This window comes from Sphingobium algorifonticola (genome assembly GCF_004005485.1).
GTDB classification, from domain to species: domain Bacteria; phylum Pseudomonadota; class Alphaproteobacteria; order Sphingomonadales; family Sphingomonadaceae; genus Sphingobium; species Sphingobium algorifonticola.
Window position 1 is genome coordinate 233,132 of record NZ_RZUL01000003.1, and the last position, 20,505, is coordinate 253,636.

General features: G+C 65.8%; 21 protein-coding genes and 2 tRNA genes. 11 read left to right on the plus strand and 12 right to left on the minus strand.

Translation table 11 applies throughout. The annotated features are described in order from the left end of the window. Positions 1 to 24: 24 nt before the first annotated feature. Positions 25 to 723: a uracil-DNA glycosylase gene (locus ENE74_RS10210; protein WP_127690841.1), complete on the minus strand. Its 699-nt coding sequence runs from the start codon at positions 721 to 723 to the stop codon at positions 25 to 27. Positions 724 to 746: 23 nt separating this feature from the next. On the opposite strand from ENE74_RS10210, the gene folK reads away from it, so the two are divergent. The 3 genes from folK (at position 747) to ENE74_RS10225 (ending at position 1,705) form a co-directional block, all read left to right on the plus strand. Beyond that, on the plus strand, positions 747 to 1,271 hold the full coding sequence (gene folK / locus ENE74_RS10215) for a 2-amino-4-hydroxy-6-hydroxymethyldihydropteridine diphosphokinase (protein WP_127690842.1): 525 nt from the start codon (positions 747 to 749) through the stop codon (positions 1,269 to 1,271). Between the two features lie 41 nt (positions 1,272 to 1,312). After that, positions 1,313 to 1,388, plus strand: a tRNA-Lys gene (locus ENE74_RS10220). A gap of 110 nt (positions 1,389 to 1,498) precedes the next feature. Then, positions 1,499 to 1,705 carry a hypothetical protein gene (locus ENE74_RS10225; RefSeq protein WP_127690843.1) on the plus strand — a complete coding sequence of 69 codons (207 nt, stop codon included), beginning with the start codon at positions 1,499 to 1,501 and terminating at the stop codon, positions 1,703 to 1,705. Positions 1,706 to 1,709: 4 nt separating this feature from the next. Here the strand turns inward: ENE74_RS10225 and ENE74_RS10230 are convergent, their stop codons facing one another. The 6 genes from ENE74_RS10230 to tpiA form a co-directional block, all read right to left on the minus strand. Further along, positions 1,710 to 3,935 (minus strand): DPP IV N-terminal domain-containing protein, encoded by a 2,226-nt coding sequence (locus tag ENE74_RS10230; protein ID WP_127691165.1) that lies wholly within the window; start codon positions 3,933 to 3,935, stop codon positions 1,710 to 1,712. A 111-nt stretch (positions 3,936 to 4,046) separates the two neighbouring features. Then, positions 4,047 to 4,121 (minus strand) — tRNA-Val (locus ENE74_RS10235). 97 nt (positions 4,122 to 4,218) lie between these two features. Then, the gene (locus tag ENE74_RS10240; RefSeq protein ID WP_127690844.1) at positions 4,219 to 4,896 is read right to left on the minus strand and encodes a Crp/Fnr family transcriptional regulator; all 678 of its coding nucleotides are present in this window, start codon (positions 4,894 to 4,896) and stop codon (positions 4,219 to 4,221) included. Positions 4,897 to 4,993: 97 nt separating this feature from the next. After that, a complete protein-coding gene (locus tag ENE74_RS10245) occupies positions 4,994 to 6,628 on the minus strand; it encodes a CTP synthase (protein WP_127690845.1) in 1,635 nt (544 codons plus the stop codon). A gap of 106 nt (positions 6,629 to 6,734) precedes the next feature. Then, complete coding sequence (secG, locus tag ENE74_RS10250) at positions 6,735 to 7,133, minus strand: preprotein translocase subunit SecG (protein ID WP_127690846.1); 399 nt, start codon at positions 7,131 to 7,133, stop codon at positions 6,735 to 6,737. A 70-nt stretch (positions 7,134 to 7,203) separates the two neighbouring features. Further along, complete coding sequence (gene tpiA, locus ENE74_RS10255) at positions 7,204 to 7,953, minus strand: triose-phosphate isomerase (protein ID WP_127691166.1); 750 nt, start codon at positions 7,951 to 7,953, stop codon at positions 7,204 to 7,206. Between the two features lie 189 nt (positions 7,954 to 8,142). Between tpiA and ENE74_RS10260 the strand changes: the two genes are divergently transcribed. The 7 genes from ENE74_RS10260 (at position 8,143) to ENE74_RS10290 (ending at position 15,816) form a co-directional block, all read left to right on the plus strand. Then, entirely contained in the window at positions 8,143 to 10,095 is a 1,953-nt protein-coding gene (locus tag ENE74_RS10260; protein WP_127690847.1) for a SurA N-terminal domain-containing protein, read from the plus strand. A gap of 3 nt (positions 10,096 to 10,098) precedes the next feature. Continuing rightward, positions 10,099 to 11,613, plus strand: a complete 1,515-nt coding sequence (gene trpE, locus ENE74_RS10265; RefSeq protein ID WP_127690848.1) for an anthranilate synthase component I — start codon at positions 10,099 to 10,101, stop codon at positions 11,611 to 11,613. Between the two features lie 7 nt (positions 11,614 to 11,620). Continuing rightward, a complete protein-coding gene (locus tag ENE74_RS10270; protein ID WP_127690849.1) occupies positions 11,621 to 12,205 on the plus strand; it encodes an anthranilate synthase component II in 585 nt (194 codons plus the stop codon). Positions 12,206 to 12,372: 167 nt separating this feature from the next. Next, a complete protein-coding gene (gene trpD / locus ENE74_RS10275) occupies positions 12,373 to 13,365 on the plus strand; it encodes an anthranilate phosphoribosyltransferase (RefSeq protein ID WP_127690850.1) in 993 nt (330 codons plus the stop codon). Continuing rightward, entirely contained in the window at positions 13,362 to 14,150 is a 789-nt protein-coding gene (gene trpC, locus ENE74_RS10280) for an indole-3-glycerol phosphate synthase TrpC (RefSeq protein WP_127690851.1), read from the plus strand. The genes trpD and trpC overlap by 4 nt, the downstream gene beginning before the upstream one ends. After that, on the plus strand, positions 14,147 to 14,635 hold the full coding sequence (gene moaC, locus ENE74_RS10285) for a cyclic pyranopterin monophosphate synthase MoaC (RefSeq protein ID WP_127690852.1): 489 nt from the start codon (positions 14,147 to 14,149) through the stop codon (positions 14,633 to 14,635). Before trpC ends, moaC begins: the two co-directional genes overlap by 4 nt. After that, complete coding sequence (locus tag ENE74_RS10290; RefSeq protein ID WP_127690853.1) at positions 14,635 to 15,816, plus strand: molybdopterin molybdotransferase MoeA; 1,182 nt, start codon at positions 14,635 to 14,637, stop codon at positions 15,814 to 15,816. Before moaC ends, ENE74_RS10290 begins: the two co-directional genes overlap by 1 nt. A 65-nt stretch (positions 15,817 to 15,881) precedes the next feature. Here the strand turns inward: ENE74_RS10290 and ENE74_RS18235 are convergent, their stop codons facing one another. Continuing rightward, the gene (locus tag ENE74_RS18235; RefSeq protein WP_164847445.1) at positions 15,882 to 16,049 is read right to left on the minus strand and encodes a hypothetical protein; all 168 of its coding nucleotides are present in this window, start codon (positions 16,047 to 16,049) and stop codon (positions 15,882 to 15,884) included. 150 nt (positions 16,050 to 16,199) lie between these two features. On the opposite strand from ENE74_RS18235, the gene lexA reads away from it, so the two are divergent. Then, positions 16,200 to 16,889, plus strand: coding sequence for a transcriptional repressor LexA (gene lexA / locus ENE74_RS10295; protein ID WP_127690854.1), 690 nt, complete (start codon positions 16,200 to 16,202; stop codon positions 16,887 to 16,889). Between the two features lie 27 nt (positions 16,890 to 16,916). Here the strand turns inward: lexA and bla are convergent, their stop codons facing one another. From bla to ENE74_RS10315, 4 genes are read right to left on the minus strand one after another with little or no spacing between them, the layout of a single operon-like run. Beyond that, on the minus strand, positions 16,917 to 17,894 hold the full coding sequence (bla, locus tag ENE74_RS10300; RefSeq protein ID WP_127690855.1) for a class A beta-lactamase: 978 nt from the start codon (positions 17,892 to 17,894) through the stop codon (positions 16,917 to 16,919). 60 nt (positions 17,895 to 17,954) lie between these two features. Beyond that, on the minus strand, positions 17,955 to 18,290 hold the full coding sequence (locus ENE74_RS10305; protein ID WP_127690856.1) for a 2Fe-2S iron-sulfur cluster-binding protein: 336 nt from the start codon (positions 18,288 to 18,290) through the stop codon (positions 17,955 to 17,957). Beyond that, positions 18,287 to 19,417, minus strand: coding sequence for a cysteine desulfurase family protein (locus ENE74_RS10310; RefSeq protein ID WP_127690857.1), 1,131 nt, complete (start codon positions 19,415 to 19,417; stop codon positions 18,287 to 18,289). Before ENE74_RS10310 ends, ENE74_RS10305 begins: the two co-directional genes overlap by 4 nt. Further along, the gene (locus tag ENE74_RS10315; protein WP_241241938.1) at positions 19,414 to 20,424 is read right to left on the minus strand and encodes a cysteine desulfurase family protein; all 1,011 of its coding nucleotides are present in this window, start codon (positions 20,422 to 20,424) and stop codon (positions 19,414 to 19,416) included. The genes ENE74_RS10310 and ENE74_RS10315 overlap by 4 nt, the downstream gene beginning before the upstream one ends. Positions 20,425 to 20,505 lie beyond the last annotated feature (81 nt).

Below are 20,505 nucleotides of genomic sequence, written 5' to 3' on the forward strand. Positions count from 1 at the left end.
CGCGATGTAGGGGGCAGGCGTGGCTTAGTCAATTGAGCGATGCGTGGTCCCGTCGCGCAAGGTCAGCGCCCGCGCGAATACGGCCTCGAACATCGCCGCCGTCAATCGCCCCGTGTTCGTATTGTACCGCGAACAGTGATAGCTGTCGATCAGCACCCGGCCATCGGGCATCCGGTGTTCGGCCAGATGGCCGAACCGCGCCTTGGGCAGCCGTCCGCCCAGAACCTTGATTGCGGACTGATGCGCGATCTGCCCAAGGGCAATGAATATCCGTGCATGCGGCAGCCCCGCGACGCCCTGCGCCAGAAAGGGGCGGCAAGTGCGGATTTCCTCAGGCGTCGGCTTGTTCTGTGGCGGCAGGCATTTGACGGCATTCAGGATGATGATGTCCCGCAGCATCAGGCCATCGTCTACCCGACTGTCATAGGTTCCTTCGGTCAGGCCGAACTTTTCCAGCGTCGCGAACAGCAGGTCGCCTGCATAATCGCCCGTAAAGGGTCGCCCTGTCCGGTTCGCGCCATGTTTGCCAGGCGCAAGGCCGATGATCGCGATGCGCGCCTGCGGATCGCCGAACGCGCGGACGGGGCCGTTCCACCAGGCGGGAAACGCGTCTCGGCATGCATGGCGATAGGCAACAAGACGCGGGCACAGCGGGCAATCGCGCGGCGGTTCGGCGTCCGGCAGCGGGCTTTCCGGCGCAATGGCGGGGATTTGCAAAGTCATCGGCAGGCGATAGGCCGTGCACGATGACCAACGCAAGCGAACAGACCTTCACCTATGTTGTTGCGATCGGCTCCAACCGGCCGCTGTCCGCCCGCCTGCATCCGACAGCGCTCGTCGATGCCGCAATCGACGCGCTCGACTCCCCGCCGCTGCACCTTCTGGCGCGCTCCCATACCATCCGCAGCGCGCCGCTCGGCCCGTCACGAAGGCATTATGCCAATGCGGTGGCGATCGTGGCGTCCAGCCTGCCGCCCCCCGCCCTGCTCGACCGGCTGCAAGCGATCGAGCGGAACCATGGCCGCCGCCGCCGCCAACGTTGGGGCGCGCGCACGCTCGATCTGGACATTATCCTGTGGTCCGGCGGCATCTGGACCGACCCGCGCCTGACGGTGCCGCACCCCGCCTTCCGCATGCGCGATTTCGTTCTCGCCCCATTGGCGATGCTCGCGCCGCAATGGCGTGACCCAGGCACAGGAAGGACCGTGGCGCAGCTTCGCCGCCGCCTGATCGCGCGGAAGCCGGTTGACCCGCGCGCCAACCCCCTTTAGGGGACCGCTACTCGATCGCCAGGCCTGACGCCGCGCGCCGTGGGTCCATAGCTCAGTCGGTAGAGCAACTGACTTTTAATCAGTAGGTCGCTGGTTCGAACCCAGCTGGACTCACCATATCGCCTTGCATCGCTGTCGTCATCCTGACGCAAATACCGGTCTTATGGCATCTTTGCCTTGCGGGACCGGCCACGGCATCGATATGCTGCGCAGCATAGGAGAGCCACATGACACAAACGCCGCCGCCGTCCCCCGCCGAGGCGCCCGCCCCCGATACCGCAGCGCCTGCACCCGCGACACCGGCACCGCCCGCTCCGCCAGCGACCTCTGCGCCATCGAACAGCCTCATGAAGAAAGGCGTGGCCGTCGGCGCAGCGGTGGGAATAGGATCGGCGGCGATTGTCGCCGCGCTGCTGTATACGCGGCGACGCTGAACCTTCACTGCGGCGGCTGATGGCGATCCAGGAAATCCAGGATCGTCCGCCACAGATGTACTGAAATCTTCGGTCCCGCCACGCGGTGAGTCTGTCCTGGATAGACCATCGTCTCGAACGGCACCGCCGCGCCCTGCATCCGCGCCATGATCGCAGTCGAATTGTCGAACACGACATTGTCGTCCGACATGCCGTGGATCAGCAGCAACGGGTCTTTCAGCGCGGTCGCCTCGTCCAGCGCGCCCGATGCCGGATAGGCGGTATCCCGCGCCTTGGGATCGCCCAGATAGCGTTCGGTGTAATGGGTGTCATACAGGCCCCAGTCGGTCACCGGTGCGCCCGATATCCCCGCCATGAACGTGCCCGGGGCCTTCTGAAGCAGCCTCAGTGTCATATAGCCGCCATAGGACCAGCCATAGGTTGCAATCCGCTTGGAATCCACGAACGGCTGGCTCTTGAGCCAGTTCACGCCGGCAAGCTGGTCCTCCACCTCAACCGTCCCCATCGCCCGATACAGCGCATCCTCGAATGCCTTGCCGCGATCGGGCGTGCCGCGATTGTCGATGGCATAGACGATCCAGCCCCGCTGCACGAGATATTGGGTGAGCGGCGTGTCCCACTGATTGGTAACCTGACGCCCGGCACCCGGCCCGCCATAATGGATCATGAAGACGGGATAGCGTCGGCCGGGCTCCAGCACAGGCGTCAGCATCTTGGTGTACAGAGTCGATCCATCCGCCGCCTTGATCGTGCCGAACGTCGTCTTGACATGCCCCGCCTTGTACGGCGCATAAGGATGCTGCGGCGTGATCGCATTTTCAGATAGCCAGCGCAGCCGCGTACCGCCGCTGTCCGCCAGATAGATCTGACGGGGATTGTCGCTGTTGCTGCGTGTCACGATGATGCGGCTGGCGGCGGTGTCCATGACGGCGGCGTTCCACCACCCGCTGCCGGTCAGTTGACGTGGGGTGCCGGGGCGCTTTCCCGGCCGGATGGATGCGCTGTACAATTGATCTTCCAGCGGCGTCTCGCGGTTGCCGGTAAAATAGACCAGACCGCGTGCCTCGTCGACACCGGTCACCTGCTTCACTTCCCATGGCCCTTCGGTCAGCGCCGTCCACCGCTCGCCCTGAACCCGATAGAGATGGCCATGGCCGCTCCGCTCCGACCACCACAGGAAGCTGCCGTCCGAAAGCGCCCGGAAATTATTGTGCAGGTTGATCCAAGTCTTCGCCCGCTCGGTCAGGATGATGCGGCCTTTGCCGGTCGCGGGGTCGACCGCAATCAGATCGAGCCGTTTCTGGTCGCGGCTTTCGCGCTGAACATACAATGTGTTGCCATCTTTGGCCCAGGCAACACGCGCCAGATAGACGTCGGGATCGGTGCCGAGATCGACTTTCACCTGCCCCGATCCGTCCGGCTTCATCACATAGAGATCGACGATCGCATTGGGCGTACCCGCTTTGGGATAGCGTTGCGCATAAACGCGGGTGCCGTCGGCGCCGATCGCCGCGCGGGTAACGATGCCCACCGGACTTTCATCGACCCGCGCGACAGCGATATAGCGATCGCCCGGCGCCCACCAATGGCCCGTCGATCGGTCCATTTCCTCCTGCGCCACAAACTCCGCGACGCCCCAGTTCACCGTTTCGGATGCACCCTGCGTCAATTGCCGCTCGGCTGATCCGCCGGCGGCTGTCACGAAGAGATTGCCGTCACGTACGAAGGAGACATAACCACCCGCCGGGCTGACGGTCGGGTTCAGCTCGCCCTGCGGTGTGTCGGTGATCCGCGTAACCTTGCCATCCAGCGTGGCGAGATAGAGATCGCCGTCGAGCGGCACCATGATCCGCTTGCCGTCCGGTGCCCAGTCATAGGCGACGATGCCCTTGCTGTCGCCGATCCGCGCACGCTCGCGCTGCATCTTCTCTGCTTCGCTGAGCGCCGCCCCGCTGCCGACTTTCTGCGAATCGACCAGCATCCGCTCCGCGCCAGTGGCGGTATCGATCGCCCAGAGATCATAGCGTTCCTTTTCGTTCGCGCGCGGCTTGAGCAGCGTCACCAGCTTGCCGTCGGGCGAAAGCGCCAGTCCGCGCGGCTGCGGACCGGACAAGTCCGGGCTGGCGAATATCCGCTCCAACGTCAGCGCCGCCGGTGCGCCACCCTGCGCCGATGCGGCGGTGCCCAGCATCAGCGCGACAATCGCCACGCCCGATTTTGCCGATCTCATCATATCCGTCCCTTTCCTGTCCTTCAGCGCCGCAGCGTTGACAACCGCTTAGACCGGCATGAGCCGGTTCGTCGAGAGCGGGCGGAAACGATTGGGAAGAGGGGGGAACCATGGTGGGCGCGGCAAGGATTGAACTTGCGACCCCACCCGTGTGAAGGGTGTGCTCTACCACTGAGCTACGCGCCCCCGAAGGGAGCCGCGCATTGGCATTGCGGCGCGCGCCTGTCAAGCGGGGGCAATCAGGCGGGGGCACCGATCTTCAAACCATCCCTATTCGCCCGCCTCACTCCATCGCGTCGGCGATATCCTCCAGCATCTCGGGGTCGGTCACATGGATGCGCCCCTGCTCCAGCGCGACGATGCCGCCCTGCGCCCAAATCGCCAGTTGCCGGTTGATGTTCTCCCGGCTGATCCCGGCGAACAAGGCCAGCTCGGTCTGGCTGAGAGAAATCACCCCGCCCTCGCTCGTCCTGAGCAGCCGCAGCAGGAACCGCGCGAGCCGCGGCGCGGCACCATAAGCGCGGTCGGTCTCGATCGTGTCGTTGGCCAGCCGCAGACGCATCGCCATTTCGCGCATCAGACGCAGGGCAATACGGTGATTCGCGGCGATCACCCGTTCGAACACCGGGCGCGCCAATGTCAGATAGCGCACCGGACCCATTGCGATCACGCTGGCGGTACGCAGCCCTCCGTCGATCAGCGCGATTTCGCCCAACACCGATCCCGCGCCTGCATATTCCAGCACGATTTCGCGCCCGTTCGCGGAATAGACGGTCACCCGTGCCTGGCCCTCCAGCAGGATAAGCAGGAAATCACCGGGATCGCCCTGCTGCAACAGGACAGCGGCCTTCTTCGCCTTGTGTTCATGCGCGTCGGCCAGCAGGGAGCCCAGATCGTCCGGCCCAAGCGAACGGAGCAGGCTGTGCTCGGGCAGCTTGGCGTAAAGCGTGACAATATCCATGCGGTCCCTCCCTGCCACGGCTTATGCGGCGGGAGGGCGGAATTGCCAAGGGGCCAGCCAACAGCGTGCCCCCCCCGAAAGCAGGAGAACGGAAGGCTTAAACCAGCCTGCTTTGCTTCACTGCGGCCTCGATGAAGCTCGCAAAAAGTGGATGCGGATCGAACGGCTTGGATTTCAGCTCGGGGTGAAACTGGACGCCGACGAACCAGGGATGATCGGGCCGTTCGACGATTTCCGGCAGCGTGCCATCGGGCGACATGCCCGAAAAGATCAGGCCGCCCTTTTCCAGCGGCGCACGATAGCCCGCGTTCACTTCATAGCGATGGCGGTGCCGCTCGCTGATGTCGTCCGCCTTGTAAATGCCCGCGACCACGCTGTTGCCGCTCAACTTCGCGGGATAGGCGCCCAGCCGCATCGTGCCGCCCAGATCGCCGCCTTCTTCCCGCTTCTGCAACCCTTCGGTCGTCATCCATTCGGTGATGAGGCCGACGACCGGCTCGCTGGTAGGTCCGAACTCCGTGGTGGATGCGTCGGCGATGCCCGCGGTGTTGCGCGCCCCCTCGATGCAGGCCATCTGCATGCCCAGGCAAATGCCGAAAAATGGCACCTGCCGCTCGCGGGCGAAGCGGACGCTGGCGATCTTGCCCTCGCTGCCGCGCACCCCGAAGCCGCCGGGCACCAATATGCCGTGCATCGGTTCGAGCGCGGCGGTGATGCTGTCATCGTCCTTCTCGAACAACTCGGCATCGATCCAGCGGATATGCACCTTCACCCGGTTGGCAAGGCCGCCATGCACCAGCGCCTCGTGCAGCGACTTGTAGGCATCGGGCAGGCCGACATATTTGCCCACCACGCCGATCGTCACCTCGCCTTCGGGATTGGCGTGGCGATCCATGATGTCGATCCAGCGGTCGAGCACCGGCGCCTTGGCATTGTCGATGCCGAACGCGCGCAGCACTTCCTCGTCCAGCCCTTCGGCGTGATATTGGGTCGGCACCGAATAGATGCTGGTCGCGTCCAGCGCGGGAATCACGGCTTCCTTGCGGACATTGCAGAACAGGGCGATCTTCGCCCGCTCGCTGTCCGGCAACGGCTGTTCGCAGCGGCACAGCAATATGTCGGGCTGGATGCCCAGCGATGTCAGTTCCCGCACGCTGTGCTGCGTCGGCTTCGTCTTCAACTCGCCCGCCGCCGCGATATACGGCACCAGCGTGACGTGGACGAAGATCGACTGGCCCCGGCCCAGGTCATTGTGCAGTTGCCGGATCGCTTCCATGAACGGCAGGCTTTCGATGTCGCCCACGGTGCCGCCGATCTCGCACAGCACGAAATCAAGCCCGTCCGTATCGGCCAGCGCGAATGCCTTGATCTCGTCGGTCACATGCGGGATCACCTGCACCGTCGCGCCAAGATAATCGCCGCGCCGTTCCTTGGTGATGATCGTCTGATAGACACGACCCTGCGTCACATTGTCGGACTGGCGGGCGGACACGCCGGTAAAGCGTTCGTAGTGGCCAAGGTCGAGATCGGTCTCGGCGCCGTCGTCCGTCACATAGACTTCGCCATGCTGATAGGGCGACATCGTCCCCGGATCGACGTTGAGATAAGGATCGAACTTGCGGATTCGCACGCGATATCCCCGCGCCTGCAACAGTGCTGCCAGCGATGCCGCCATCAGGCCCTTGCCAAGCGAGGAGACCACGCCGCCGGTGATGAATATATACCGCGCCATGGGAAAAGAGGCTTAGCCTTTCAGCAAGGTGTTGGGCAAGCGCACGAATCCGCGCGCCCGCAAAAATAGTTTCTGCGCGACAAAAACCGGGTCGAAACGCGAAGGATCAGTTGGCGAGCGGAACGCTCTCATTGCTTGCGGGAGCCGACGCGCTGCCATTGCCGACCGCCTGCGCGGCACCGGCCAGCGGATCGCCGCCAGCGGCAATCGGCGGCCCGGCATTGCCCGCTGGCGCAGCAGGCGCCGTCTTGGCCAGCGAGGTGTCGATGCTGCCGGGCGCATGCTGAACCGACGCAATCACCGCCAGCACGATGCTCAGGCTGACAAACAATGTCGCCAGCACGGTGGTCGATCGCGTCAGGAAATTGGCCGCCCCCCGCGCCGACATCAACCCCGACGGACTGCCACCGACGCCAAGGCCGCCGCCTTCGGACCGCTGCATCAGAATGACGGTGACAAGCGCCGCGGCGATGATCGCCTGCACGACGAGAAGGAAAGTGAACATGCGACTATGCTGCCTGGAATAAGAGTGTTGCGGCGCACATAGCGAGGTTGCCCTATCGGTTCAACCTTGCTCAGCCCGCGGCGGCTGCCGCCGCGATGATCGGCCCGAAACTCTCCGCCTTCAGGCTGGCCCCGCCGACCAGCCCGCCATCGACGTCGGCCAGCGCAAAGACATCGGCCGCATTGGCGGCGTTCACCGATCCCCCATAGAGTATCCGCATATGCGCGCCGTCCGCACCGATCGCATCGACCAGTGCCGCCCGGATTGCGCCGTGCATTTCGGATATCTGGTCCATCGTCGGGATGCGGCCCGTGCCGATGCACCAGACCGGCTCATAGGCGATCGACAGCCAGTCCGCGGCGGCAGCCTGCGGCAAGGATGCCGAAAGCTGCGAGAGCACGAATGGCAAGGCCGCACCGGCGTCCCGCGTATCCAGGCTCTCACCGACACAGAGTATGACTTTGAGGCCCTGCGCGCGGGCGGCGCATGCCTTTGCGGCGACATCGGCATCGGTCTCGTGCTGGTCGGCGCGTCGCTCGCTGTGGCCGACGATCACCCAGGTCGCGCCGACTTCCTTCAGCATTGCGGCGGAGAGGCAACCGGTATGCGCGCCGCTGTCCTGCGCATGGCAGTCCTGCCCGCCAATGAAAGCACCGCCCCGTGCTTCCGACGCGGAAAGAATCAGTGTCGCAGGGACGCACAAGCCCACCTCGACGGACGCATGCGTGTTGGCCTCCGCCCCGATCGCGGCGACCTGCGGCAGGTGCGCGCGCAAGCCATTCATTTTCCAGTTGCCCACCACCAGCTTGCGGCGGCCGATTATGCCTTCGTTCATCGCTCCACGATCTCCTGCACGAAATGGGATGCTGCGCCGCCGCATAACGCTTCCTGCGGCATTGTCCACCCGCGCCCGCCCGCAACCCCGCCTGCGCGGCTCGCCCCTCGACAGCAGGCGGATTCGATCCTAAAGCGGCCCGGACCTTGCCTTTGCCCCTTGTTGCGGACCGTTATGCTCAGCTTCTTCCGTCGTATCCTGCGCTCGAAATTCGGCGTTTTCATCTCGCTCGCCTTTCTGGCGATCATCGCCTTTGCCTTTGCCGCCGGGGATATCACCAATCTTGGCGGGATGAGCGGTATCGGTGGCAGCGGCGGTGTTGCGGCCAAGGCAGGCGGCGAAACGCTGACCGTCACGGAGCTGCAATCCCGTGCCCAACGCGCTTTCGAACAGCAGCGCAGCCAGAACCCGACGCTCCAGATCGGCGAGTTCATTGCCCAGGGCGGGGTGGAGCAGGTATTTGACCAGATGGTCGCCGGGGTCACTGTCAGTGCCTATGCCGACGATCAGGGCATGGCCGTTTCGAAGCGGATGGTCGATGCCGAAATCGCCAGCATTCCGGCCTTCCAGGACGCGTCCGGCAAGTTCAGCGAAACCCTGTTCCGCCAGTTGCTGGCGCGGGAGGGCATCCAGGAACCGGCCTTGCGCGCGGACATCGCGCGCGATCTGATCGGCAAGCAGCTGATCGGCCCGGCGGGTCTTGGCGTGCAGCTTGGCCGCGACATGGTGTTGCCTTATGCCTCGCTACTGCTTGAGGCGCGCAGCGGCCGCATCGCCGCCATACCGGCGGGTGCCTTCGCGCCAAAGACGCCACCGACCGACGCGCAGGTGCAGGCCTATTACACCAAAAACGCCGATCGCTATTCGATCCCGGAACAGCGCCGCCTGCGCTATGCGGTGATCGATTCCTCGCGCTTTGTCGGCGCGGCGACCCCCACGGACGCCGAAATCGCAGCCTATTACGCACAGAACAAAGCAAGCTATGCGGCGCGCGAAACGCGCAGCTTCGACCGGCTGGTCATGCCGACGGAAGCCGCCGCAAAGGCGATCGCCGCCGAAGTCAAGGGCGGCAAGTCGATGGCGCAGGCCGCGCAGGCGGCCGGGCTGGCCGTCGCCACGCTCAAGGACCAGTCGCGCGATGCGATGGCGCGCGACGGCAACGCCGCGCTGGCGCAGGCCGCTTTCGCTGCCCCTACCGATGCCGTGGTCGGCCCCGTGCGGACGCCGCTCGGCTGGCAGGTGCTGCGCGTCACCGCGATCAACGGCGTCCCCGAACGCACGCTCGCGCAGGTCCGCCCCGAAATCATCGCTACGCTGCGGACGCGCAAGACCGAACAGTTGCTCGGCGATTTCACTGGAAAGATTGAGGATCAGGTCGGCGACGGCGCGACCTTCGACGATGTTGCGAAGGACAACGGCCTCGCCGTCGAAACATCCCGCCTCGTGATTTCGACCGGGCAGGATGTGCAGGACACCATTTTCCAGCCTGGTCCCGATCTTAAGATTTTGCTGAAGCCCGGTTTCGACATGAGCGCGGATGACGATGCGCAACTGGTGCCGCTGGTGCCGGGGCAACGCTATGCTCTGCTGGACGTGGCGGACATCGTCGCCCCGGCGCCGCCGCCACTCGCCAAGGTGCGCGCGATTATCGCCGAACAATATCTGCTCAGCCTCGGCGCCGCCAAGGCCAAACAGGTTGCCGACCAGATTCGCGTGCAGGTTGCAAAGGGCACCCCGCTCGATGCCGCGCTCAAATCGACCGGCGTCACCCTGCCCGCACCGCAGACCGTTGCCGGGCGTCGCGCCGATCTGCTGCGCGGCCAGCAGCGCCCGTCGCCTGAAATCGCCTTGCTGTTCGCGATGACGCCCAAAAGCGTCAAGACGCTCGATCTGCCGGGCGGACAGGGCACGCTTGTCGTCGTGCTCGATCAGATCCAGCGCGCCGACGCCGCGTCGCAGCCCGCGCTGGTGGAGCGCGTCCGCGGCCAGTTCGTGCAGGTGGTTGGTGGCGAATATGCCGATCAGTTCGAACGCGCGATGGAAAAACGCCTGCGCGTGAAACGCGATGCGGCCGCCATCGAAAAGGCGAAGCAGGCGCTGCGCACCGCCAATGGCGTGACGCCCTGATCCGTGCGCGACGGCCAACATGCCGATGACACTGCCCGGCAGGCGCTCAACGCCGGCCGGTCTGCGCTGGTCTGGCGTCGCCAGATCGCCGACACCGATACGCCGATCTCCGCCGCGCTGAAACTGTTCGAAGCCGACCGGGGCGACTTCCTCCTCGAATCGGTCGAGGGCGGCGCCGTGCGCGGACGCTACAGCCTGATCGGCCTTGCGCCCGATCTGGTGTTTCGCGCCACCGGCAACCGCGCTGAAATCAACCGCAACTGGCAGACCGACCGGACAGCGTTCGGTCTCGCCGCGCAGGATACGCTGGCCGCATTGCGCGCGCTGGTGGAGGAGTGCCGGGCGGATATGGACCCCGCCCTGCCTTCCGCGCTCGCCTGTCTCGTGGGCTATTTCGGCTATGAGACGATCGGCCTCGTCGAGAAACTGCCGCGTCCGCCGGCCAACCCCATTGCGGTGCCCGACATGCTGTTCGTGCGGCCGACCGTCATCCTCATCTTCGATCGTCTGGCCGATGCGCTCTATCTGGTCGCGCCAGTCTGGAAAGGCAGCTTTGTCGATGCCGACAGGGCGATCGCGGCCGCGCATGACCGGATCGATGCCGCCGCCGCGCGGCTCGCCGGACCCATCCCGGACAGCGCCCCGCCGCCCGACCTCCCCGATGTTGTCGTCATGCCCGTCCTGCCGGAGGGGCGCTATGGCGACATGGTGTTGCGGGCAAAAGACTATATCGTTGCCGGTGACATCTTTCAGGTCGTCCTTGCCCAACGCTTCACCAGCCCGTTCACGCTCCCCCCGATCGCCCTCTATCGCGCGCTGCGGCGGATCAATCCTTCGCCCTTCCTCTATTATCTCGATCTCCCCGGCTTCGCGCTCATCGGCTCAAGCCCGGAAATCCTCGTCCGGGCGCGCGATGGGGAAGTCACCATCCGTCCGATAGCAGGCACGCGTCCGCGCGGGCGAACGGCGACAGAGGATGCCGCCAATCGCGACAGCCTGCTCGCCGATCCCAAGGAACGGGCCGAACATCTGATGCTGCTGGACCTGGGCCGCAACGATGTCGGCCGCGTCGCCCGCGCGGGCACAGTGACGGTGACGGACAGCTATGGCGTGGAGTTCTACAGCCACGTCATGCATGTCGTCTCCAACGTGGTGGGGCAAATAGCCCCCGGTAAAGACGCGCTCGATGCGCTGTTCGCGGGCTTTCCCGCAGGCACGGTGAGCGGCGCGCCCAAGGTTCGCGCCTGCGAGATCATCGCCGAGCTGGAACCGGAAACGCGCGGGGCTTATGCGGGCGGCGTCGGCTATTTCTCGCCCGACGGCAATATGGACAGTTGCATCGTCCTGCGCACCGCCGTGCTCAAGGACGGGGTGATGCATGTGCAGGCCGGTGCAGGCATTGTTGCCGACAGCGATCCCGCCTACGAACAGCGCGAATGCGAGGCCAAGAGCGGCGCCCTGATCGCGGCAGCTCGCGAAGCCGTGGCGATTGCGCGCGAAGCGGCTTTCGGGCAGTGATGCGGCCATGATCCTCGTCATCGACAATTATGACAGCTTCACCTGGAACCTTGTCCATTACCTCATGGAACTGGGCGCGGAAGTCGAAGTGGTCCGCAACGACGCCATGTCGGCCGGGCAGGCGATGTCCTCCGGCGCGGAGGCGTTTCTGCTTTCGCCCGGTCCCTGCACCCCCAATGAAGCGGGCATCAGCCTTGATATCGTGGGCGCCTGCGCCGATGCGGGCAAGCCGCTGCTGGGCGTATGCCTGGGCCATCAGTCGATCGGGCAATATTTCGGCGGGCGCGTGGTGCGCGGCGGCCTGATGCACGGCAAGACGTCACCGATCGCCCATGACGGCACCGGGCTGTTCGTCGATCTGCCCTCGCCGTTCACCGCCACCCGCTATCACTCGCTGATCGTGGAGGATGTGCCCGATTGCCTGATCGTCAACGCGACCAGCGACGATGGCTCCGTCATGGGCTTCCGTCACCGCGACCTGCCGATCCACAGCGTGCAGTTCCATCCCGAAAGCATCGCCACCGAACATGGCCACGCCATGCTCGCCAATTTCATGACGGCAGCGGGCATGAAGGTGAAGGCGCGGGCGTAAAGGCACCGCTGTTCCCCGGCGAAAGCCGGGGCCCAGGGCAACACCGTGCCGTCCTTTGAGGCTCTGGGCCCCGGCTTTCGCCGGGGAACGATGCATACAGACGGGACTTGGCGTTAAACGCACGGATAGTTGTTTTGCGGCTTCAAGAACCGCGCTAATGCCTCCCCATGTCCGCCCTGCCCGACCCATCGCTGCCGCTCGACGCCCCCACTGCCGCGCAGGCGTTTGCCACGATGCTCGACGGCGCACCATCCGATACCGACATCGCCGATTTCCTGATCGTGATGAGCGACCGGGGCGAGACCGCGATTGAGATCGCCGCCGCGGCGCAGGCGATGCGTGACCGGATGATCTCCATATCCGCGCCCGCCAACGCTATCGACGTATGCGGCACCGGCGGGGACGGGCATCATACGCTCAACGTTTCCACGGCCGTCGCGCTGGTTGTCGCGGCCTGCAATGTGCCGGTTGCCAAGCATGGCAATCGCGCGGCCTCCTCCAAGGCGGGAGCGGCCGATACGCTGGAGGCGCTGGGGCTGGACCTCGCCCGCGCCGCGGACATCGCCGAACGCTCGTTGGCCGATCTCGGCATCTGTTTCCTGTTTGCGCAGAACCATCATCCCGCGCTCCGGCGTCTCGGCCCGATCCGCAAGGCGCTGGGCCGCCGCACGATCTTCAATCTGATGGGTCCGCTTGCCAATCCCGCCCGCGTCCGCCGCCAGCTTATCGGCATCGCCCGTCCCGCCTATGTGCCCATCTATGCCGAAGCGCTCGCCATGCTGGGTGCCGATCGCGCCTTGGTGGTTTCGGGCGACGAGGGGCTTGACGAGCTTTCGGTCGAGGGCGGCAACGACGTCGCCGATGTGACGCCCGATGGCATCGTTGCCATGCGCCGCTGGTCCCCGACCGATGCGGGCCTGCCTACCCATCCGATCGACGCCATCCGCGGCGGCGATCCCGCCCACAATGCCGCCGCGTTGCGCGCGCTGCTGATGGGTGAGGCTGGTCCCTACCGCGACGCCGTGCTGTTCAATGCCGCCGCGGCCCTGATCGTCGCGGGCGCGGTTGACGATCTGCGCGCCGGGGCCGAAGAAGCCGCCGAAGCCATCGACAAGGGGCTGGCCAATGCCCTGCTCAACTGCTGGATCGCCTACCCATGACCAACAAGCTCATCGAGATTTGCGCCACGAAACGCCAGGAAGTCGCCGCGCGCCGGGCTGCGACGACGGTGGCTGCACTGGACGCCCGCGCCGCCGAACAAAGCGCCCCGCGCGGTTTCCGTGCCGCGCTCGATGCGGCTGCGCGCAACGGCTTCGGCCTCATCGCCGAAGTCAAGAAAGCCAGCCCGTCCAAAGGCCTGATCCGCGCCGATTTCGATCCTGCCGCCCATGCCGTCGCCTATCAGGCGGGCGGCGCGGCCTGCCTCTCCGTGCTGACCGATGCACCCTATTTCCAGGGGCATGAGGATTATCTGATGGCCGCCCGGTCGGCCTGTGCACTGCCCGTTCTGCGAAAGGATTTCATGGTCGACCCCTGGCAGGTGCTGGAAAGCCGGTCGATCGGGGCAGACGCCATCCTCATCATCGTAGCGGCACTCGATGACGTGCAGATGACCGATATCGAACAGGCGGCGATCGCGCTGGGCATGGATGTGCTGGTCGAGGTGCATGATGCGGCCGAACTGGAACGCGCGCTGGCGCTCACATCGCGCCTGATCGGCGTCAACAATCGCGACCTGCGCGATTTCACGGTCGATTTCGCGCGGACCTTTGAACTCGTCGATCGCGCGCCTGCGGATTGCACCTTCGTCGCCGAAAGCGGTCTCACCACCCGCGCCGATCTCGACGCGATGGCCGCACGCGGCGTCCGCTGCTTCCTGATCGGGGAGGCGTTGATGCGGCAGGCCGATGTCGAGGCCGCGACCCGCGCGCTGCTCGCCGTATGACAGGGGGGCTGACCCATATCGATGCCGACGGCGCGGCACATATGGTCGACGTGTCGGCCAAGGCCAGCACCGTCCGGCAGGCGGTGGCGACGGGGCGGATAAGCATGTCGGCGGAGGCGGCCGACGCCATTGCGCAGGGTCTGGTCAAGAAAGGCGACGTGCTGGCCGTCGCCCGCGTCGCCGGGATCATGGCGGCGAAAAAGACCGCCGACCTTGTTCCGCTCTGCCACCCGCTGCCCTTGAGCGCGGTCACCGTCGATTTCCTGCTCGACGCGCACGGCGTGACGGCCACGGCCACGGCCCGCACGACCGCGCAGACCGGCGTCGAAATGGAAGCCATGACCGCCGTGTCGGTCGCTCTCCTCACCGTCTATGACATGGCAAAGGCCATCGACAAGGCCATGGTCGTCAAGGATATCCGGCTGCTTGCGAAGACGGGGGGCAAGTCGGGCGACTGGCATGCACCCGCTGGACCCGTCGCCTGATGCCCCTGATGCCGGTCGCCGAGGCGCAGACCCGCCTCCTCGCGCTGGCGAACCCCTTGCCTGTCGAGGACGCCGCCCTGCTCGCCTGTACCGGACGCTGGCTCTCCGCCGATGTCCATGCAACCCGCGATCAGCCTTGGGCCGATCTTTCCGCCATGGACGGCTATGCCTTGCGCGCAGGCGAAGGGCCTTGGGATGTCGTTCAGGAAAGCACGGCAGGCGGGCCGGTACCTCGCCCGCTCGGGCCGGGCGAAGCGGCCCGCATCTTCACCGGCGCGCCGCTTCCCGCGGGGGCGGACAGCATCCTCATGCAGGAAAATGCCGAAAGGAACGGCGATCGCCTGTCCCGCGCAACAGCCGACGCGCTCGAACCCGGTGTCCACATCCGCCGCCTAGGATCAGATTTTGCGACAGGCGATCGGCTGCTTCCCGCCGGTACGAGGCTCCAGGCCCCGCAACTCGCGCTGGCGGCGCTGGGTGGCCATGCGATGCTTCCCGTCCGCCGTTGCCCGCGCATCGCCATCATCTCGACCGGCAATGAACTGGTGCCGGCCGGTGCCCCGGTTCCGCCCGGTACATTGCCGTCGTCCAATGCCGTGTTGCTCTCCGCCATGCTGGCCGCGCTGCCGTGCGACATCGAGGATCAGGGCATCGTGCCCGACGATCTCTCCGCCATGACGCACGCCTTTGCCACAGCGGGGCAGGCCGACATCATCGTTACGACAGGCGGGGCATCGGTGGGCGATCACGATCTGGTGCGCCCTGCCTTTGCAGCAGCCGGGGGCCAGCTCGATTTCTGGAAAATACGGATGCGGCCCGGCAAGCCGCTCATCGCGGGTACACGCGGCGCGTCGGTTTTTCTGGGCCTGCCCGGCAATCCGGTTTCGGCGTTCGTAACGGCTCATCTGTTCCTGCTGCCGCTCGTCCGCCATCTGCTCGGCAGTCCAGCACCGTTGCCATCGACTGCCCGTGCGGTGCTCGCAGCAGGCATCGGCCCGGCCGGAGAGCGCGACGAATATCTGCGCGCGCGGATGACGGTTGATGGCGCAATGGCCCTGAACGCGCAGGACAGCGCCGCAACGCATGCTCTCGCGCAGGCCGACTGCCTTATTCTGCGCCCTGCCGGATCGCCCGCCGCACGCCCCGGCGAAAACATTACGATACTGCCTCTCCCGGCGTGACCTGACATACACGAAAAAGGGGCCGCCGCAGCGACCCCTTTCCATGTCTCCGACTGGACGACCTGTCAGCGTTGCTGTTCGCGGCCTGGGGACTGATCGTCCCGCTTGTCGCCGCCAAGCTGGCCCTGCCGGTTTTCCTGCTGCTGCTGGCGGTCCCGCTCGGCACCCTGGCCGGGCTTGCGATCCAAATCGCGGTCGTTATCGATATTGTCGTTCCGATTCTGGTCGGTCATCATCTCTCTCCTGTCCCTCGGGGGCGGGGACACGCAATGAACCGTCGGACGCTGTCGCTGTTCCCCACGGTGCGCCCAAGCGTTCACCGCTTGACGCGAACAGAAGCGTTTCCTATACGTTCCCCGTCCGTTCCACAGGATGAGGTCGATATGCTCACGCTCAAGCAACAGGAACTGCTGATTTTCATCCATCACCGGCTGGAACAGGGCGGCGTGTCGCCGTCGTTCGAGGAGATGAAGGATGCGCTCGATCTGCGATCCAAGTCGGGGATTCATCGGCTGATCAATGCATTGGAGGAGCGCGGTTTCATCCGCCGCCTGCCCAATCGCGCGCGCGCGCTCGAAGTCGTCAAGCTGCCCGACGGCGTGGAACGGAGCCGGGGCGATGTTCCCGTCATGCCGCCGCGTCTTGCGACGACGCAGGCCGCGTCGGTGCCTCTGCCTCCTGCCGCCAATGACGTGATCGACATTCCCTTGCACGGGCGTATCGCCGCCGGTGTCCCGATCGAGGCGATGGAGGGTCAGAACATGCTGTCGGTTCCGGCCGCCCTGCTCGGCGCGGGCGAACATTATGCGCTGGAAGTGTCCGGCGATTCGATGATCGAGGCCGGCATATTGGATGGCGATTTCGCGCTGATCCAGCGGACGGAGACCGCGCGTGAGGGGCAAATCGTCGTCGCGCTGATCGACGATGCGGAAGCGACGCTCAAATATTTCCGCAAGGATGGCGGACGTATCCGGCTCGATCCGGCGAACAGCGCTTATGAACCGCAGATCTACGATCCGCGTCAGGTCCGCATCCAGGGCAAGCTGGCGGGGCTGCTGCGCCGCTACAACTGATCCTTCGGTGATCCTGGCGCGCGCCGGTCAGGCGGGCGGCCCTTCTGCGTTGCGGCGCTCGATTTCGGTCACGATCGTGATCGCGGCGCGCGCCGCTTCGGCGATGCCGGCCTCGGCCGCCTTGGCATCGACGGTCGGCCGGTCGAGATAGATGGCCAACACATAATCCCGGCCCGATGGCGACCGGAGGATGGCGACATCGTTATAGGCTGTGCCGCAGGTGCCTGTCTTGCTGCCCACCGTCCAGTCGGCGGGCGTCCCCGCCCGTATCCGCGCAGCACCGGTCGAGCTGGCTTCCATCCACCCGCGCAGGCGCGCCGCAGCGGCGGCGGGCATGTCCTGAAACAGCAGCCGCGCCATGACGGTCGCCATCGCGACGGGGCTGGTCGTGTCACGCGGATCGTCCGGCGCATTTTCATTCAGCGCAGGCTCGGTACGGTCAAGCCGGGTCAGCGCGTCGCCATGCGCACGCAGAAATGCCGTAAGGCCATCCGGGCCGCCGACCAGCGGCAGCAACAGATTGGCGGCGCTGTTGTCGCTCACTTCCACCGCAGCCTTGGCCAGATCGGCAATGGCCATGCGTCCCTTCTTCAGGTTCGCCTTCACCACCGGCGCATAATCCAGCAGATCAGCCTGCGTCACCGGCAGGGTGCCGTCCATGCCATAGCGTCCCTTTTCGGCACCCATCAGCACCGCGGCCGCCAGCGGTGCCTTGAAGGTCGAGCACATGGCGAACCGCTCTTCCCGGTTGAAGCCGATCAGCAGATTGCCTTCCCGATCGACCAGTGCGATGCCGAGGCGACCACCCGTCGCCGCCTCGATCTTGCGGGGATTGGCGGCCGCCACCGGCTTGATCGCCTCCTCCAGCGATTCGATGCGAAAGCGCGACAGCGGCGCGTCACCCTCCGTAGACGACTGTGCACCCGCCGGCGCGGCAAGCTGCGCTACGATCAAGGCAGCACTGAACATCAGGGATCGCATGGTCAAACTATGCCGGGCCTGCATGCGTCTGTCTACGCCCACTCGTTCACGCCGATCCATCCATGCCCGCCGTGCAATGCCGCGCTACATGCCCTGCATATTATGCGATTCAGGGGGGATCTGAACCGTCAGGCTTGCCATGTTTTCGGTCAGCACGATCTGGCAGGCAAGGCGGCTGGTGCGCGTAGCGGATGCCGCCAGATCCAGCATGTCCTCCTCCGCCTCGCTGGCGCGCGGCAGCAACGCGAAATCGTCGGACGCCACGATCACATGACAGGTCGAGCAGGCCATCTGCCCCTCGCATGTCCCTTCAAGAGGCTGGCCGATGCCCTGCGCGATATCGAGCAGCACCGATCCGGTCGGGGCATCGATCTCGCTTCGCTGTTTCCCGTCGGCACTGATGAAGGTGACTTTCGTCATGGCCCATGCGCTCCGCTGGCGACCGGCGCCTGTTGCGCGGCCGCATCCACAATCGCCTTGGCTGCATCCTCCAGTTCGTCGATGCGTGTATACCGGCCAAAGCCGATCCGCACCGATCCCCGCGCTTCTTTGTCCGATAGGCCGATCGCTTGCAAGACGTGACTGGGCCGCCCCGATCCGCTGGCGCAGGCTGATCCCAGCGAAAAGGCGATATCACGGCAATCGGACAGCAGCCGGGCACCGTCGATACCATCCCGCCGGATGTTGAGATTCCCGCGATAACGGGCATCGACGCTGCCGTTCACCGTCCAGCCGTCGAACAGTGCCAGCGCCCGATCCCACAGCATCGCGACATGCGCGCCGTCCGCTGCGGCCTGTGTCGCGGCAAGCTGCGCCGCCATGCCAAACCCGGCGCACAGCGCGGGGGACAGCGTGCCCGATCGCAATCCCTGCTCCTGGCCCCCGCCGTGGAGCAGCGGCGGCAGATCGATACCCGCGCGCAGCCACAAGGCGCCGACACCTTTGGGTCCGTGAATCTTGTGCGCGCTGATCGCGATGGCGTCGGCCTCGCCGGGCAGTGGCACCCGGCCGAAGCCCTGCACGGCATCGCACAGAAACGGCGCGCCGGCATCATGGGCCATCGCCGCCAGCGCATCGACCGGCTGAATGACGCCGATCTCGTTGTTGACCAGCATGGCGCTCACCAGCGCGGTGCCCTCGGTGATGGCCGCCCGCGCGCGATCCAGATCGACGATCCCGTCTGCGCCGACCGGCAGCAGCACGATCTCGAACCCCCGCATGCTGAAGGCCATCGCCGTATCGCGGACGGCCGCATGTTCGCTTGCCAGCGTCACGATCCGCCGCCGACCCGCGGGCGCGGCCTGCGCAAAGCCGTGGATGGCGATGTTGAGCGCTTCGGTCGCGCCGGACGTGAAGATGATCCGCCCTACCCCGAGCGCCATCGCCGCCGCAATCCGCTCGCGCGCCAGTTCGACATGCGCTGCGGCCTGTCGCCCCATGCGGTGCATGCTGTGGGGATTGCCGAACTGATCGCGCAGCAACGGCATCATCGCCTCGAACACCTCTGGCGCCAGCGGCGTCGTCGCCTGATAATCCAGATAGATCATCCGCGTATCGCCTTCCACGCCGCCATGAACCGCGCGATGTCATCAGCGCCGGTATGCGGACCGAAGCTCACGCGGACAACTTCACCTGCCGCCGCCGCATCCCATCCCATCGCCGTGAGGACATGGCTTGCCTTCAGGGTGCCCGACGAACAGGCGCTGCCCGCCGACACCGATATGCCCGCCATGTCGAACCGGATGAGTTGCGCGCGGGCCGAAATGCCCGGCATGCGATAGCTTGCGATCGTCGCGATGCGATGGCTGTCGGCGGCAACGACTTCGCCGCCCGCATCGGTTATCGCTGCGTCAAGGTCCGCCCGCAGCCGCGCTGCCGCGTCCATCCAGTCGCGCGGCGACTCGAGCGCCGCCGCCATGGCGAGGACGGCAGGCAGATTCTCCGTACCCGCGCGATAACCCTGCTCCTGCCCGCCACTCGGTCGCAACTGCGTCAGATCCTTCACCAGCAATGCGCCGATCCCCGGCGGCCCGCCAAACTTGTGCGCGCTGATCGCGATCATGTCCGCGTCCGGCAGGGGCAGCTTTCCCGCACTCTGCGCACAATCGGCAAACAGATGCGGGATTGCGGCGAGGGGCTGGATGACGCCGGTCTCGTTGTTCACATGCTGGATGGCCTGCACGGCGGCGTCGCTGGCATCCGGCACGACCACGCCATCCGCGCCCACGGCCAACCGCTTCGCGCCCGGCGTTACCCGGAGCACCGCATCATGCTCCACCGGCGAAGTGACGATCCGGTCGGCGATGTTGCGCGTCAGCGCGATGGCAATCGCCTCGCTCGCGCCGGACGTGAAAATGATATGGCCGCTCCATCCCAGCGCCTTGCCGATGCGCGCGCGCGCGTCCTCCAGCATGGCCCGGGCCGCGCGTCCGTCGGCATGCGGGCTGGACGGATTGGCCCAGCGCATCATGCCTTCCGTCATCGCCGTCACCGCCTGCGGCAGCATCGGCGTCGTCGCGGCATGGTCCAGATAGATGCGGGCGGCGTCGGGCATAACCGGCGGGTACACACTCATTGATTGCGAAAAGGGGCGCTGCATCTATATAGGCGGCAAATCCGCCATAGCCACCGGCGA